14 protein-coding genes are annotated in these 16027 nt (G+C 43.6%); 2 read left to right on the top strand and 12 right to left on the bottom strand.

Annotation, left to right across the window (positions count from 1 at the left end; all coding sequences use genetic code 11):
* Positions 1-2: 2 nt before the first annotated feature.
* The 5 genes from AC1XUD_RS09415 to AC1XUD_RS09395 all read right to left on the bottom strand — a co-directional run bounded on the left by AC1XUD_RS09415 (position 3) and on the right by AC1XUD_RS09395 (position 7120).
* Positions 3-2006: a T9SS type A sorting domain-containing protein gene (locus AC1XUD_RS09415; RefSeq protein WP_483360728.1), complete on the bottom strand. Its 2004-nt coding sequence runs from the start codon at positions 2004-2006 to the stop codon at positions 3-5.
* Positions 2007-2182: 176 nt separating this feature from the next.
* Positions 2183-4366: a S9 family peptidase gene (locus tag AC1XUD_RS09410; protein WP_483360727.1), complete on the bottom strand. Its 2184-nt coding sequence runs from the start codon at positions 4364-4366 to the stop codon at positions 2183-2185.
* 135 nt (positions 4367-4501) lie between these two features.
* A complete protein-coding gene (locus AC1XUD_RS09405; protein ID WP_483360726.1) occupies positions 4502-4669 on the bottom strand; it encodes a type II toxin-antitoxin system antitoxin in 168 nt (55 codons plus the stop codon).
* A 1-nt stretch (position 4670) separates the two neighbouring features.
* The gene (locus AC1XUD_RS09400; protein WP_483360725.1) at positions 4671-5534 is read right to left on the bottom strand and encodes an SPFH domain-containing protein; all 864 of its coding nucleotides are present in this window, start codon (positions 5532-5534) and stop codon (positions 4671-4673) included.
* Between the two features lie 131 nt (positions 5535-5665).
* A complete protein-coding gene (locus tag AC1XUD_RS09395; RefSeq protein WP_483360724.1) occupies positions 5666-7120 on the bottom strand; it encodes an energy transducer TonB in 1455 nt (484 codons plus the stop codon).
* A 189-nt stretch (positions 7121-7309) separates the two neighbouring features.
* Between AC1XUD_RS09395 and AC1XUD_RS09390 the strand changes: the two genes are divergently transcribed.
* Both AC1XUD_RS09390 and AC1XUD_RS09385 read left to right on the top strand, forming a co-directional pair.
* Positions 7310-8173, top strand: coding sequence for a UDP-2,3-diacylglucosamine diphosphatase (locus AC1XUD_RS09390; protein ID WP_483360723.1), 864 nt, complete (start codon positions 7310-7312; stop codon positions 8171-8173).
* A gap of 3 nt (positions 8174-8176) precedes the next feature.
* On the top strand, positions 8177-9325 hold the full coding sequence (locus AC1XUD_RS09385) for a glycosyltransferase family protein (protein WP_483360722.1): 1149 nt from the start codon (positions 8177-8179) through the stop codon (positions 9323-9325).
* Here the strand turns inward: AC1XUD_RS09385 and AC1XUD_RS09380 are convergent.
* The 7 genes from AC1XUD_RS09380 to AC1XUD_RS09350 form a co-directional block, all read right to left on the bottom strand.
* Complete coding sequence (locus AC1XUD_RS09380; RefSeq protein ID WP_483360721.1) at positions 9258-9719, bottom strand: META domain-containing protein; 462 nt, start codon at positions 9717-9719, stop codon at positions 9258-9260. The two genes, AC1XUD_RS09385 and AC1XUD_RS09380, sit on opposite strands and share 68 nt — an antisense overlap.
* A 111-nt stretch (positions 9720-9830) precedes the next feature.
* Complete coding sequence (locus AC1XUD_RS09375; RefSeq protein ID WP_483360720.1) at positions 9831-10406, bottom strand: hypothetical protein; 576 nt, start codon at positions 10404-10406, stop codon at positions 9831-9833.
* Positions 10407-10525: 119 nt separating this feature from the next.
* On the bottom strand, positions 10526-10879 hold the full coding sequence (locus AC1XUD_RS09370; RefSeq protein ID WP_483360719.1) for a DUF6970 domain-containing protein: 354 nt from the start codon (positions 10877-10879) through the stop codon (positions 10526-10528).
* 123 nt (positions 10880-11002) lie between these two features.
* Positions 11003-12304 (bottom strand): LVIVD repeat-containing protein, encoded by a 1302-nt coding sequence (locus AC1XUD_RS09365; RefSeq protein ID WP_483360718.1) that lies wholly within the window; start codon positions 12302-12304, stop codon positions 11003-11005.
* Between the two features lie 187 nt (positions 12305-12491).
* Positions 12492-13727: a serpin family protein gene (locus AC1XUD_RS09360; protein ID WP_483360717.1), complete on the bottom strand. Its 1236-nt coding sequence runs from the start codon at positions 13725-13727 to the stop codon at positions 12492-12494.
* A 41-nt stretch (positions 13728-13768) separates the two neighbouring features.
* A complete protein-coding gene (locus tag AC1XUD_RS09355; protein ID WP_483360716.1) occupies positions 13769-15292 on the bottom strand; it encodes an outer membrane beta-barrel protein in 1524 nt (507 codons plus the stop codon).
* A complete protein-coding gene (locus AC1XUD_RS09350) occupies positions 15264-15833 on the bottom strand; it encodes an RNA polymerase sigma factor (protein ID WP_483360715.1) in 570 nt (189 codons plus the stop codon). The genes AC1XUD_RS09355 and AC1XUD_RS09350 overlap by 29 nt, the downstream gene beginning before the upstream one ends.
* Positions 15834-16027: the final 194 nt, after the last annotated feature.

Raw genomic sequence — 16027 nt, 5'->3', positions numbered from 1 at the left:
GATTATTTTGCAATGATAATCTGCTGTACGGTCTGCTTATCGCCAGCGCTTATCCTCAAAAAATAATTCCCGAACGGCAATTTTGTGAGGTCAACATCCGCGGTAAGCTGACCTGAATATGCTTCTTTTCTCACAATCACACCTCTTGCATTAATAACTTCAATCCCATTTATTTTGTCGTTTTGGGATTCGACGGTAATATGGTCAAACGCGGGATTTGGATAGATTTTCCAATTTTCAGGATCCTTTGCATCCTCTCCACTTTTGATAAAATCGACAGAGGAGATATTCGTTTCGGCATGATCCGTGTAAGCCCGAATCCGGTAAGTATTGTTGACTCCTTTTTTCGCTCCGCTGTAAACATATTTGGAGATATCTTTTGCGACTTTTATAACCTCGTGCCTCGCCGCTGAATCTTTACGATCAATAATATCAAGTATATATCCGTTGACGTTACTCAATTTGTTCCAACTGATATTCACCTGATTATCTGCATCATTCACTACAATTTTTATTTCCTCCAAGTCTTCAAAAGGATATATGTAGTTGTGATGGAAAGCCATAGCGCGAAATCCCCTTGTATTTTTCAAAAATGGGCCGATATAAATCCAGGGTGCGGTTGGAAGGCCAACATACGGATAAACCGATGGCAGATATTTGATATGCGTATGTTGTCCCGCCTCTTTCAGCGTGACAATTACCCTGTTGCCTTCTGCTCTTGCCGCCTTCACTTTTTGCCAGGAATCGTCCACCAAAAAGAAATCTTTGAGGGAATAAACTGACTGTGCGGGAACGGTACCTTCTATATTGTCTGCTATGGTGTCATTCGGGAAAACCATTTCCTGATAGTCCTCAAAAACAATTGTGATTTCATCGTGTTTCGCATTGGAATAAAAGGCATTCTGGAAGCTCGGTGATGTAATTTTTTCCTTTTCGCCATAGTGAAAATAGCCCGCCATCTCGGCCAGTTCCTGGCCAACTTTCAGATACCCCTCGACCTCTCCATAATGAAATCCATTCCACCCGGGAGCCCCCAATACACCATACGGTTGGACAATGGGATATTTAAGATTCATTGTCCGCTGCTGCTCCCGCAAAACTCCAACTCGATCCTCGTAATGTGAGCCTCCGAAAAGTGGAAGTTGAAACAAATATATCTTTTCAAGCATCGGGTAATCCTCTTTCCATTGCCCAATCAATTTGTCAAACGACGGTGCCCAGGTTAGCGGATCATTGGACGCCGCCTCTGTTTCTCCCTGCCAGTATATAATAGCTTTGAGCCACGGCAACAAACCAGATTGCTGAGCCAAATGCAGCGTGCGGCCGTATGCATTGCCCTCATCAGCATGATTTCCCTCTGTCCGCTGAGTCAGAAAGTCTATGGAAGCACCTGACAATGCACCGTTGATCACACAAGTGGGAATATGATATTTTTCCGCTATCTGCTTTTGAAATTCAATACCAAATGTACCCGATCTTGGAATGATTGAATTGGCAAGACCCCAATTCTGGCCGCTTTGAGGAATAACCCCGTAAGACCTGCAAAACTCATTGCGATATTGATAATCTACTTCCCACGCCACGGCATTCGATTGGCCATATATGAGATAAAAATCCCCTGCAACCAGATTGTCGCGATGCACGATCAGTACTGAATCACGATCTGATTTTAGACCATAAATTGCCAATGTATATTCAGCCAACTCAGCCTTGATCAGCGTTTTGAAATTGAATGTCGCATCGTTTCCATTGCCATATGTCAGGCTAGCCTTCTGATATCCATTGATGATATTGCTTCGCAATTTTACAACCGAAATGGCTTTGAATTCCGATGAGTGTACCCGCCCGGCGACCGTTATTTCGCCGAGATTATTTTCTCTCCTGGCAAAAAGCTGTTGGTCTGCGGGTAACTGGTCGAAATGAAAAGGGCCATAGTCCTGCGCGATCGCATAGCTGGAAACTAATAGGAAGAATATTACAAGGGAAAATCGAGTCGAGGTTCGCATCTGATATTGTCCGAAGACGAAAATTGGTAAAAGTGTAAGACGAAAAATTACTGATTGGTTTCATCTGGTCATCTTCGTCATGATAGTTTGATGCGCTATAAACTTACAAAAAACAAATCCCGAAGCATCCTGTTCAGACGCTTCGGGATCGTAATAGTTTATTTTTTAAATACCTGTTACCTTCCTCCCGGAGGGCAATTTCTTTTGAGATATTCTGTACAAAGCGTTCTCAAGTGCCGGCTTGTGCCTTCGCCTTCCGAAATGCTGTGCGAACGGTTTGGATATGCCATAAACTGGAATACCTTATTATATTTTATCAACTGGTTCAACAGCATCTCTGCGTTTTGGTAATGAACGTTGTCATCGCCTGTTCCGTGGATATATAACAGATTTCCTACCAGGTTTTGTGCGTGTGTTACGGGAGATCCTTTTACAAAGTCCTCCCGGCTTTCCTGTGGCACACCCATATAACGTTCCTGGTAGATATTGTCGTAAGTCAACTGGTTTCCAACAGCTGCAACAGCTATACCGGTTTTAAATATTTTAGGGTATTGGAACAAAAGGTTCAACGTCGATGAACCGCCACCACTCCATCCGTGAACAGCCACGCGGGATGTATCAATAAACGGATATTTGGCAAACATTGCTGTTGCAGCACCAGCCATATCACGGATATTAATTTGTCCGATTCCACGGTAAATAGCCTTACGCCACGCACGTCCTTTTGGCGACGGAGTTCCGCGATTGTCAATTGAAGCGTAGATATATCCGTCGTTCGCCATGCTGCCGTCATAAAGTCGGTTGCGACCGGTTCCATAGGTGTCTTTAACAGTGCTGCCTGCTGGCTCACCATATACCATATATACGATCGGGTATTTTTTGGTTGCGTCAAAATTGGTTGGCTTCACCATCCAGCCATCTACTTCCACACCTTCTGCAGTTTTGATTTTGAAAAACTCGATGTTCTCACCTGCCGCGTTGATTTTGCTGCTGTGCTTTTCAATAGAATTTTCTGCATTCAGCGCCTTATGCGAAGGCAAGGCGATCCATTCGGTCAACGGAACAGTTTTAGCATTTGAAAAACGGTGGCTTGCAAATTTCCCATTCGGACTGATCTCATAACTGTGTGAACCTGTTTGGCTCACCGGTGAAAGACGCACTGGAGCTCCTTTTCCGTCCAACGACGCTTTGTACAAGTAGCTCTGTGTGGCATTGTCAGGCGACGCGATAAAATAGTATGCATTATTTTTCTCGTCAATTCTGACAGGGGAAATCATATCATAGTTACCTACAGTCACCAAAGTTTCCTTTTTACCATCACGACTTATGCGATAGGTATGTCTCCAACCGTCTTTTTCGCTTACCCACAAAAACTCTTTGCCACCATTGATCCAATCCCAGCCCATCGGGTCATCTTCCCAGCGGCTTTTGATATCGATCCACGCATCATCCGATTCTGTATAAAAAGGAGTTGCAGTGCCCGTCGCAGCATTAATATAATATAAAGTGCTCTGGTTTTGTTTTCTGTTCAATTGTTGCGCAACCAATTCTCCCGGTTGCCCCGACCACTCCATTCTTGGCAAATAGGTATTTTGCGGATCACCCGGGATACTCATCCATTTGGTTTCCCCTCCACTTGCAGCCACTACTCCAATCTTGTAAGGAGAAGGCGTTTCGCCCACTTTTGGATATTCAACCGGGATATTGAAAGAATAGATAGAATCTGTATTATTGATCATCAGGAAGTTACGGATTTTACGAGCATCCAGCTGCCAATATGCAACCGACTTGCTATCCGGGCTCCAGCGAAAACCGTCGCGACAATCGAATTCTTCTTCATATGCCCAGTCGAAAGTACCGTTAATGATTCGATCAGTTCCGTCTTTTGTCAACTGGGTTACCTGGCCGCTCTGTAAATCTTCAGAATATAGGTTGTGCTTGCTCACATATGCTACCTTGCTCCCATCAGGTGAAAACTTGGCAAACATCAACGAAGAAGCCGGAAGTTTTGTACCAAGTTGCTTTAAAACCTTGGTATTCAAATCCAAAACCCAGTAATCGCCGCGGGTATCATATCTCCACACACGTTTGGTATTAGTGTAAATCAATACCTTATCACCAGCACTGGTCATGGTATAACTTCTGACAGGCAAAGATGCTGATGCACCACTTGGCGTCAACATTGCTTTTGAAACGATAACTTTCTGCTGTTCAGCTGGTAAAGTAACCTGAACAATTTCGCCCTGTTCTACATCACGATAGCCTGAGCCGTCGGAAAGCCACTGAAAATTGGAAGGAATTTGGGCAAAAATCTGAAAGGAAAGAAGTAGAAGGAACCCTAATTTGAGTAAGAATTTCATGAAAAATTTCAGGAATTGAATTTGGTGGACCAATAAAATAAATACAATGTTAATATATAGAATTCCAAAATCCGATTTCCCGTTGACCGAAACAGGCGTAACATCGTACTATCGTTCTGCAATTACCGATTCATTCTAATCGTCTAACTCCTTTCGTTTTCCTGACTTGCGTTTTTTCAATGCCTCGCTCAACAGGTATTCAATCTGCCCGTTCAAACTACGGAAATCCTGCTGTGCCCAGGTTTCCAGTTCCTTGAGCATATCAGGATTCACGCGTAATACAAAAGATTTTTTCTCAGCCATATCAGGGATATAGAGTGCCCGCATTAATCACCGGGGTGGCTGCCTTTTCGCCGCAAAGCACTACCAAAAGGTTACTTACCATAGCCGCTTTCCGTTCCTCGTCGAGTGTGACGATTCCCTTTTCGGATAATTGTGCCAATGCCATTTCCACCATTCCAACTGCTCCATTTACAATCTGGCGTCGCGCAGCGACTACGGCAGAAGCTTGCTGTCTTTGCAGCATCGCACCCGCAATCTCCTGAGCATAAGCCAAATGACTAATCCTTGCCTCCAGAATATCGATACCTGCACGGCTCAATCTCTCTGTCAATTCTCCCTCCAGCATTTCGTTGATCTTACCACTACCGTCTCGCAGCGTTACTTCGTTTATTGCACTATTATCGTCTTCCATGCTATCGTAAGCATATATTCCCGCCAAGTGGCGCACCGCCGCTTCCGACTGAATTTCTACATATTTCACATAATCATCTACCTCAAAAGATGCTTTGGCCGTATCTCCCACACGCCATACCACCACCGCTGCAATCTCGATCGGGTTCCCTAGTTTGTCATTCACTTTTAACTTCTGACCATTGAGGTTACGCGCCCGCAAGGTCATTTTCTTTCTGCGAAAAAGAGGATTCACCCAGCGTAAACCTGTTTGTTTCATCGTTCCCATATAATCTCCAAAAAACGTCGTCACCACAGATTCATTTGGATTGATCACCGTCAAACCGATCAGCACAACGAAACCAATTATTGCGATGGGAATTCCAACCAGGGGTTGTCCTGTAATAATGATGTAAACAGGACCTCCAAACAACATCAGCAGGCCGATTGCCAGAAGCAGATAACCTGATATCGAACGTAATTCTCTCTCATTCATAGTTTTGGATGTGATATTAAATTGATATCACAATATTATCATGCTATGTAACATTTTCCTTATTTTTTGTTACAAAAAATCCCCCGAACCGATGAATGGCGCGGGGGATTGACAAATGGTGGCAGTCAAAATTATTGACGGGCAAAATTGATAGGCAGTCGATATTTTACTCTCACTTTTTGTCCACGTAACATACCGGGCACCCACTTCCCACTCGATTTTTTAACTACCCTCACTGCTTCCTTTTCAAAACCTGAACCTGCGCCTTCCAACACTTCGTAGTCGCACAGGCTTCCATCCTCACAAACTGTAAACGACACTACCACACGGCCACCCGCGGCACCGCGCCGAAGCGCACCCACCGGATAGTGTATATTGGACGCCAGGAATCGGTAAAATTGATTTATACCCCCCTCAAATTCAGGATATATCGTTGGTTTAGAGTATGTGATCCTTTGGCCGTTCTGCATGACATATCCCTCTTTTAACACATCCGCTTCATAAACTTCACGATAGTAAATCGTGCTATCTGCCGCCTTCGCGGTCCATATGCCGTTTTTCTTTCCATTTGTGACACCGCCCTCTTCCATGAAAATGTCTTTTCCATCCACGCGGGCTGGAATCCTCCAATATCCATTTCCTTCCTTCAGTAATTGATTTCCGTCTGAGCTCCAGCAAGCAATCCATCGGATGTTCTTTGATGTCTTGGCTTGCTGCGGAATTGGTACTTCCCGTTGATACATCACCAGGCCATTTTCGTAAAAACCCAATTCCTTATAAGTACTATCGTTAAAGACGGAAACGCTTCTGACGAGGCCAGAAATATCATGTTTTTTCTCAAGTATCATCTTATTCCCGATATCATAAACAGCATATGCCAACGGCGTCGCATCCTGCATTTTAATTGAGCTGAACCCATAATTAGCTCCATTTTCATCTTTGGCATAAACATGGAGAGCGCGGACCGGTTCGTTGGTCGATCCATTCACAGAAGGTATGTAAGTTGTGTCCTTTTTCTGCAAAGGAACAGTATACCGATTTTTCCATTTTTTGCCGTTCTTCATTTCATATACCACGTCTGCCAGCATCGTACCGCTCGAGTCAACAGGAAGGACCCGTCGGAAAGCGGCGGCCTTCATGTCGTTTGTCAGAATAAACTTTTCATCAAAATAATCGACAAAAGCATGTAGCGAGGTGTCGAAACCCGTCAATGGAGCGAGTTTTAAAGGTATCAATACAACCTGCTCCTGCCTTACCTTGGTTTCTCCCAACTTGGCGGGCTTCCATGCTTTGTAAAGCTTCAATATTCTTAGTGCTTCTGCGTCGCACTCTGCGTCCACTCCGCGAAGTACCGACAAGTTATTCATCGAGCCATCCGGTTCTACTATTCCCCTGATCACAACCTTGCTGTCGATCCCGGATATCTGACGCCGGAAGGGCACCTCAATGTTGGCATTAATAAACTGCATCCAGGCCATATTTCCCCCTGAAGGCTCTGCCTTGGTATCAACTTCATTTGGCTGATAAACTTGTTGCGCAAAAATCGGCGTGGAAAAAAGGAAAAATAGAAATAGTATCGGTTTCATATTGAGTTGATGAGTGGTTTTTGAAATTGACTTAACAGACCATTTTGAATAAAGTAATATTACAACCTTTGACGGAATTTTGCTTCTTTTACGAACTTTCAATGGCCCGCCTCCCATTATTTCTACAACTTAACCTATTGATAATCTGCAAATAATACTAGGTTAATATGAAATGAGAAAATTTGTATCATGCAAGCTAAAACTCATTTCAAGACCATCGTCATATCGGATCTACACCTGGGCACCAGTGGTTCGAAGGCGGAAGAGGTCACTGCTTTTCTGAAAAGCTATTCCTGCAAAAAATTGATCCTCAACGGAGATATTATCGATGGGTGGCAACTCAAAAAATACGGCGTTTGGAAACGAAAGCACACGATGTTCTTCAAGCGCGTATTGAAAATGATCGAGCAAAATGATACCAAGGTTATTTACCTAAGGGGTAATCACGACGACTTTCTGGATCAGATTTTGCCGCTTCGGTTGGGCAAGCATTTCCAAATCCGCACTGACTATATCCTTAAATCAGGCAGCCAGCGTTTTTACGTTACGCATGGCGATGTCTTTGACTCCATTACGACCCACCTGAAATGGCTTGCTTATTTAGGCGATATCGGATATACTTTTTTACTTTGGGTGAATAAATTTTACAACAACTACCGGGCTTGGAGAGGTCTGCCATATTATTCTCTTTCTCAAAAGATCAAGCAATCGGTTAAGTCTGCAGTAAGCTATATGACTGATTTTGAGGAGAAACTGACAGAGCTTGCGCGCTCACGCGGCTGCGACGGGGTCATCTGCGGGCATATACACCATCCAGCCATCCGTGAAATCGATGGTGTTATGTATATGAATTCGGGCGATTGGGTCGAGACATTGAGTGCCCTTGTGGAAGATTTTGACGGGAACTGGAGCCTCCTTTATTATAATCAAAGCATCAGTCAGAATAAAGACATTTCTGTCGACGAGCCCCCTTTTCGCGACGATTACAGATATATAGAAAAGCAGGTTGCTTTCAGTCCGATTCCGCCAAAACCTAATACCCGACTGGGTTGATATATGAGAATTATCTTTCTGGTTCAGGGAGAAGGTCGCGGGCATTTGACACAGGCCATTGCTTTGAAGCAAATTCTGGAAGAAGGTTCGCATGAGGTGATAGAGGTTCTGGTCGGAAAATCTCCGGATAGAAAAATTCCATCGTTTTTTAAAGAACAAATTGGCGCTCCTGTGAGAGAATTTGCTGCGCCCAATATCATTTACAATGCGGGCGGGCGGGGTATTAATTTGAAGAAAACCATATTTACCCACCTGACACATTGCTATAAGTATATCAAGAGCTTGCAATATGTGCACAGCGTGATCAAGGAAAAACAGCCTGATCTGATTGTCAACTTTTACGAGCTTTTCGGTGGCTTATTAAATATATACTCCCATCGTGTCCCGGTTGTCAGCGTTGCACATCAATATCTGCTGTTGCACCCTGATTTCACATTTCCACCGAAAAGCAGGCTGGATCAGGCACTTATTAATTTTAATTCACGGCTTACATCTTGGCGAAGTGCTACCAAATTGGCTCTTTCCTTCCGCCGTTTTGCAAATAATTCGGCTAATGGTGTTGTGGTTGTGCCACCATTATTAAGAGAGGAAATTCAGTTGTTAAGGTCATCAGCTGGAAATTTCCTGCTCGTATATATGACACACCATAGTCTGAGTGAGTCGATTATTGAGTGGCATAACAGGCATCCGGAAGTCGAGCTGCAATGCTTTTGGGATAATCCCAATCAGCCCGAGGTGACGACTTTTGACGAAAATCTTACTTTCCACCAGATCAATAGTGAAAAATATTTGCAGTCATTGTCCAAGTGCAAGGCTTTGGTGACGACCGCCGGATTCGAGTCCGTTTGTGAAGCTTTGTATTTGGGAAAACCGGTGATGATGGTTCCAGTGCCGAATCACTTTGAACAGACTTGCAACGCTTTGGACGGTGTCATATCCGGTGCAGGTATATCATCCCAAACCTTCAACTTATCGGTGCTGCTTGAATATCTGCCAACTCACATAGACCAGTCTGCCAAATTCAGAAACTGGTATCATGTAGGACGCAAAACTATTCTTCAGGAGATAGAAGCACTGGTGCCGACTAATTCTTCTCAAAAATCATCCGCTTCGAGGCATCGTCAAAATAAAGCACCAGAGAATTTCCAATGATTTGATAAAAACCCGTTTTGCCACTCGGAATCCAGGCTTGGGCACTCCATCCTTCTTCACCCACTTTGGTTCCTCCGAATGCTATAAAGGAAATCGTGCAACCGGTTTTTAGTTCATAAGTTCCTGAAACTTGGTTTGCCACCGTATGGCCACTGATGGTACCAGTCTTTTCATCGTCGGCAAAAGTAAATACAACCCCTCTGTTTTTTGGATCCGGATTTTCGTGAATATTTCCAGTATCCGGATTTTGAAAACCTTTTAATTTCCAGACTCCCGTTAAAGTGGACTTTTCGCTGCACAAGGGTGGCACGCAGCAATCTCTTTTATTATCGCATTGAAATGCAAATAACGCCGAGATCGCTATTATCAGGCATATTGATTTGAAATGTTTCATTTTTTAGCAGTTGGCTATTAGCTTTTAGTAATTAGTAAGGCAGGCATATTATCAGGTAGTTGAGCTATTCTGCATATCTCCAAAAATTGCGGGGTGTTAACGATGGTTGAATTAAAAACTCATTCCAATTCGGATCCCCAATCGGTTGTAAACCCGGCTTTCGGATCGTTCTACCTGATTCCATAACAATGGTTCGTCGACATCCGCCACTTGTCTTTTGTACGATAAAACCATCGTAAAGTTAGTACCGCCCAATTTTCCGTAGCGCATTCCTATTCCTGGATTTAACATCAGACCACCTTTTGTTTTATATCCATCATTATCCTGATGAAACCACGCGAAACCATATCCCGCATCCAAAGTCGTAAATAACCTGGCCGATTTTCCTTTTGTTAAGTCATATCTCATTCCCGCCGAAATGGGATTTATGAGCGCCGCCTTATACCAGTCCATTCCTAGTGTCAAACCTGCCGAAAGGCGAGGGTTTAACTGAATACCATTAAAAGTCTGAAGGGTCAGGCTCTGTTTGCTCTCCGAGACGTCCGATCCGAAGTTATCATATTTCACCCTCCCAAACAGACCACCTGCCTCGGTATGGTTTGTATATCTTGGTTTGTATTTAACTTCCTGAGCTATCGCGAGATAAGAAGTTAAAAATAAAACTCCAATTAGTATCAAGTCTTTCATTTTTAGCTATTGGCTTTTAGCGTTCAGGCTTTAGTGTCCGTCATATGGCTGATTCAGTGGAATTCTTCGACTTAGCAGCGTTGCCTTAACTTATCTTGCTTTGCGTGCACTGTTCAAAATTATTTCGTTCTGTCATCCTTCCAAATCAACTCGCCGTCCGTGCGGGTTTTGGAAAAATCGCTGCATTTGCCATCACCCCCACCTCCAAAACCACCGTCCGGTGAACAGATCCGGTTACAATTTTCATCCAAAAGCACGCTGGGGATATCACAGCATTGCGGTGGGAGATAGTATACCGTTCGACCCTGATATTGATACTTCCAAATCTCCATAGGAGGATTGGAAACGGGAGCTGCTTTGAGTTGCTTAATCCTTTCCAATATACAATCCGGCGTTCCCTTGGCAATTTTGGAATTATCGCAACTATAAAGACTTGCAAATGCCAGGAGCAAAATGAATGATAAGCATCTCATAGCTATACACTTAATGAATTCTAAAATCTTTGCTAAAAATAAAAGGACTTCGCAATCCACTCTCGCGTTACAAACGCGAAACCATCATAAACCGATTGCAAATCGGTTTCAGCCAACATTCTCTCATTCAACATTACTAGCCTTCACCGCCAGTTTACTCAAAAACCGGATATTCTTTGGATCCGAAGCATCGTATTGATAAAAACCATCTTTGCCAATAACCAGCAAATTTTTACCCATCGAAATGACATCAAAGGCGTCCATATTTTTAAAATGCGCTAACTGATGATCGGCGATTTTATACTTGTCAGAAGCATCAAAAACCTTTAAACCGGCACTTCCCTCGCAGAGATATAGAGTTGGGAAATCAACACTTAGCCCATGCGGGTTCTCCATTTGGTAGCTTTTGATCAGTTGCGGTGCAGTCGGGTTGCTTACGTCCACAAGATCCAGCTGATTTTGTGATCCCGCGCAGGCATTTCCGCTCCGGATTGTAACATATGCAATATTCTCATGAACCACTACCGGGTCACATGCACGACCATGCTGGAAAGACGAGAGTTGCTTCGGATCAGAGGGATTGCTGTTATCGAAGATAAACATTCCGGTATTTGAGCCGATGAATAATTTGTCCTGATATGGAAAAATGGTTTCAATACCCCATCCAAAATTAATCGATAAGTAATCAGTTGGTTTTGAAGGAGTTGTTACATCAAAAAGATGCAGACTATTTTGAGTGACCGCATATAGGAAATTACTATACAGCGCAAATCTGGACATAGAACCAGCTTGTCCGCTCGTGCCACCGGGTGATGACGATTTAACTCCCAAACCGCTGAAACTGGCCATATCAGCAAAACTGGCAACACCCGCCCGCCACCAGTTTGTAGGGGATATAGTTTGTTCGCAATTCGTGTTCACAACCTCGGTAACATATGTAACCTCATTATCCTGAATGGCGCCAATAGAGGCGTTCAAGTTCCAACTGGCACCGTCAAACTGTCCCCATTGGAATACGTCGTTGATCCGATTTAATTCTTTGGGTTGTGCGGGATCCGAAATATCTATTGAAACGAGATCCGAATAGCTATCGGCATAAAGTATATTGTCACGTACGGATATATCACCGTTGCCTGGAATATTGATGAATGATATGAACTGTGGGCTTGCAGGATTGCTATTATCGATGACGTGTATCCCTTCCTTTATTTCATTTATAAAAAGATAACTTCCTTTTACATACATCTTTCCCGGCCGTTGCAAGGCTCGGGCCGACTCGGCTTTTACGCCAGTACGAAGCTCTTTCAGCGAACGGGTAACAGGTACAAAAGTTCTGGTGACGCGGGTTTCTTTACATTGATCATTACACGCCCAAAATCCGGTGGAGACCAGCAAAACCAAAAATTGTAAACATCTTGTTTTCATGAGCTTATAGATTTTGTTAGGAATATCATCATATAATTTCACCTGCAAATCCAAGACCCGATTGAAACCAAAAAGGTTGTAACGGTTATAAAACAAAATCGTCCGAAAGTAAAACCTTCGGACGATAACGCACCCCGAAACGCCGGAGACCGACGTTTTTCCTTTTAGCGACTGGCGTTCACAGCCGCTATTTACTATCCGGATTCATGATACGACCCATGAACAATATCGTTTTGGATGTTTTCTCGCTGATAATCAAGCCAAATGGCCGATTCGCAATGACTGATCTTTTTTCAGGCAAATTTGTAGTGGTAAATCCTATTGTCGTCACCGCAGCAGCCTCTGTCCCTTTCTCGTCTATGCCCAGGTAAGCGTCTTGTTTTACAAAACCTACGGCGAGATCGTTAACAGCAGTATTAATTTTCTTGAACTCCCCAGTGGGCACAAAAGCTCTTTTGATACCCATACTATTTAAGATCGAGTTCAGTTCGATATTGTATTTCAAAGTAAATCTGGGTAATCCTACTTCCACTTTTGAGGCACTAATACCTCCTGCGACAATGGTTTTAAGCTCACCATTGGGTATTTCGGCCATCACTTTATCAATGGCGTTATCGCCTTTTGGAACAATTACCGTCATGCTAAATTGTCCGTTTCCGTAGGGCAACTGAACGGCATCAAATTTCTCACTCGATAAATAACCCAAATTCTCCTCCTCATACATCATCTTCACAGTCTTGGTCGAACCATCCGCCAGTTTGAATGGCGTATCTTTCGTATCGCTCACATCGAATTTGTTACTCCAGTCTCCTTTGAAATAAAGGGCGTTCATCAGGATCATCACCAAATCGGAATCCAGCTGATCAAGCACTTTATCAATCTTGCCGTTGGTTTTATCACTCGCCCATTTGTTGATCTTACCAACTGCTTCATTATTAAAAGGCAAGCCGGTTATATCCGCATTGAAAGTTTCCTTCAACGAGTTCTGATATCCCGTTTCAACCGTGAAACCCGAGTTATACCACAGTGAATTGGCCAATCCCAATTTGACTTTGCTGTCAGCTTGCGGAAGCTGTTCGATTAGGGTTTTATATGATTTATTAACCTCATCCAGGGATATCCCCTGCATTTCGAGGGTATTCATAATCTCGGTTTCGGTCTGACTGTCAGCACCGTTAAGCACCATTCCAAGCGCCATATGCAAGCTTAGCGGGGATACGAAAAGGTTATCTGCCGGCTTTTCACTCTGCAAAAGGTTTGAGAAAAATTTAATGGCAAACTCAGTCGTCCCGTTCGATATCGCTGCCGGAATTTCGACGGGCTGCACCTCGTCGACAGCTTCTACAACACTATCCGAACAGCTGTAAAAAACGCTGGCAGAAAGTAGCACAGTTGCCGATAACAGTTTGAAGTTCAATTTCATGGCTAACAGATTATTTTTTTAAACAACCTTAAAATGCACTCTTAAAAAGTATATCTCACTCCCCACGACACCCCGTACAAGTACGGATGCGAATCCAGGCTGCTGTTCGATTTCAGCGTCGAATTCAATGCTTTCTGATACGATCCTGTCAGATTTGCTCTCCATTTCGGAGAGAAACGATAGCTGAAACGCAAACCGGTTGTCGCCGCCAAATTGATGCTTTTGTAGACATCGTCATCCGCTTTGGTTGTGATCGTGTAGCCATTGGCCGATTCGAGCTCGTTTTTCAAAAAGAAATTGGTCATCAAACCACCAACCAGGCCATAGCTCAGTTTGCCTTCCGGATTCAGCGTATATCCGGCCTGCAATGGCATCTGCAGGAATCGGTAATTGTTCTGGATATCTTTTGACACGTCCACATAAACGCTGTTCAAACCACTTGAAAATCCGTATGTCGGGCCAGGATTTGCCTGACTATTCTTATTCGACAAATCAGCATATGCAGACTCCAGTACATTGGACGCCCGACCGTTAGATGTTGCGCTTATCAAATATCCTCCCCCCTCATATGTCGAATTTCCCTGCAAATAATTTAACCCAAGCTCCACCGACCAGTGTTTCGATATCTTCACACCACCCATGGTCTGATAAGCATATGAAGTTCCTGATTTGCTCGATCCACTTGTTGACTTTACGTTAGCATAAGCACCGGTCGTAAAACTCTGAGGAGCAGCACTCACTTTCAAATCCGGATTAAATGTCGCCGGCATGAAGCTCAACGCTGCATAGTATTCCTTATTCTTTTTGACGATATTTTCCTCTTTGATAGTCTGAGGCTTGAAGAATACATACCGCTTTTGCATATAAACATCCAGTTCCTCTACTTCGGAAGGCGTTAGTAACGCAATGCTTTTTCCGGCTTCCGAAAGCTGCATCTGATCTGTCACGGACGAAGCGCTTGCTGTGGTGGCAGGAGGAATATTCGATTCAACAAACGTTCTGCTGGCAATAACATCACCAATCTCTTCATCCTGCACAACCTGCGTTTTTGAAAATGATCGTGCACTTGCTATTCTCGTTTTCTCTGAAGAACTAACAGCGATATCTCCTTTTGCCTTAGTCAAACCTGGTTCACTTAGAGGAGAAGCAGTCGCTAACCTTTCCTGTATTTTTGGGAGATTATCACCATCATTTACAGGCGAAGGTTCGCTACTTATCTTACCCTGATTGTTTGAAGAATCACTTTTAGTAATAGCTGTTTGCTCGGCACTGGCGACGGTCGTTTCGCTATCGGAAGCTGGCACCGCTACCTTGCTGATTCCTTTGGAGGCATGGAAATATTGCTGGTTGAGATATACTCCACCGGTTACTAATATAGCGGCAATAGAAGCAGCGGCTAACCAAAGTTTTCGTGAGCGCCACCAGATCAGCGGAACAATTTTATCCTCCTCCTCATCAAGATGCGCCTCAACCCGCGCCCAAACAGAATTGGGCGGTGTTTCGGAAGCATCATTGAAGAGCGCTCTCCACTGATCTTCAAAATTGTTTTCTTTGGACGGATCCATTATCTAACTTATTTTCCTTATTTAATTTCTGTTGTAAAATTCCTCTTGCTCTTGCGTACTGCGATTTTGACGTTCCCTCCGATATTCCGAGTTTGGCTGCTATTTCATTATGTTGGTACCCCTCTATGGCATACAGGTTAAAAATAGCCTGGCACCCCGGCGGTAATTCCTGAATCAATTCCATAAGCTGATCCATCTGAAAACCACTTAGCGTCGTTTCCCGGTCGGTCAGTCCATTTTCGTGTAAGTCAATATCATCGAGTTCTTTCCAGTGCTTTTGTTGCCTCAAATGATTGAGAGCCGTATTTACCACTATGGTTCTAAGCCAGAATTCGATGGGAGAATCGCTTCTGAAAGTGTGGATGTATTCATAAATTTTAATGAATGCTTCCTGCAAAACGTCCTCCGCATCTGACCGGTTTTTAGTGTATCTGAGGCATATAGCAAACAGCTTTCCCCCAAAAACATCATATAATTGTTTTTGAGCAGCACGGTTCCGCTGTTTACAGCCTGCTACTAATTCCTGTTCGTTAAAGGTCATCCGAAGTTTAGGGGTGCTTCGATCGGTTCATACTTTTTCATACCAAAAGATTTTCTTGTTCATGATTTCTCGCTTACGGTTACATCTTTTGGCTTCCTCGTGCTTGCGTCACACTTTACTGACAAATAAAACACTGTATTAGTTGGAATCGTTTGAAAATTAATCTTAGATTGTGCCGATGATGCTTTGATCGT

The sequence above is a fragment of the Dyadobacter sp. HNCC25DJ184 genome (assembly GCF_056895215.1).
Note: the sequence above shows the minus strand (reverse complement) of the source record. Positions and strands in the feature narration are given on the sequence as shown.

Bases quoted from the DNA above. Each gene is read 5' to 3' on its own strand.
- AC1XUD_RS09385 (WP_483360722.1), top strand. From the start codon at position 8,177: ATGAGAATTATCTTTCTGGTTCAGGGAGAAGGTCGCGGGCATTTGACA.
- AC1XUD_RS09375 (WP_483360720.1), bottom strand. From the start codon at position 10,406: ATGAAAGACTTGATACTAATTGGAGTTTTATTTTTAACTTCTTATCTC.
- AC1XUD_RS09405 (WP_483360726.1), bottom strand. From the start codon at position 4,669: ATGGCTGAGAAAAAATCTTTTGTATTACGCGTGAATCCTGATATGCTC.
- AC1XUD_RS09355 (WP_483360716.1), bottom strand. From the start codon at position 15,292: ATGGATCCGTCCAAAGAAAACAATTTTGAAGATCAGTGGAGAGCGCTC.
- AC1XUD_RS09365 (WP_483360718.1), bottom strand. From the start codon at position 12,304: ATGAAAACAAGATGTTTACAATTTTTGGTTTTGCTGGTCTCCACCGGA.
- AC1XUD_RS09400 (WP_483360725.1), bottom strand. From the start codon at position 5,534: ATGAATGAGAGAGAATTACGTTCGATATCAGGTTATCTGCTTCTGGCA.
- AC1XUD_RS09410 (WP_483360727.1), bottom strand. From the start codon at position 4,366: ATGAAATTCTTACTCAAATTAGGGTTCCTTCTACTTCTTTCCTTTCAG.
- AC1XUD_RS09360 (WP_483360717.1), bottom strand. From the start codon at position 13,727: ATGAAATTGAACTTCAAACTGTTATCGGCAACTGTGCTACTTTCTGCC.
- AC1XUD_RS09395 (WP_483360724.1), bottom strand. From the start codon at position 7,120: ATGAAACCGATACTATTTCTATTTTTCCTTTTTTCCACGCCGATTTTT.
- AC1XUD_RS09390 (WP_483360723.1), top strand. From the start codon at position 7,310: ATGCAAGCTAAAACTCATTTCAAGACCATCGTCATATCGGATCTACAC.
- AC1XUD_RS09370 (WP_483360719.1), bottom strand. From the start codon at position 10,879: ATGAGATGCTTATCATTCATTTTGCTCCTGGCATTTGCAAGTCTTTAT.
- AC1XUD_RS09415 (WP_483360728.1), bottom strand. From the start codon at position 2,006: ATGCGAACCTCGACTCGATTTTCCCTTGTAATATTCTTCCTATTAGTT.
- AC1XUD_RS09350 (WP_483360715.1), bottom strand. From the start codon at position 15,833: ATGACCTTTAACGAACAGGAATTAGTAGCAGGCTGTAAACAGCGGAAC.
- AC1XUD_RS09380 (WP_483360721.1), bottom strand. From the start codon at position 9,719: ATGAAACATTTCAAATCAATATGCCTGATAATAGCGATCTCGGCGTTA.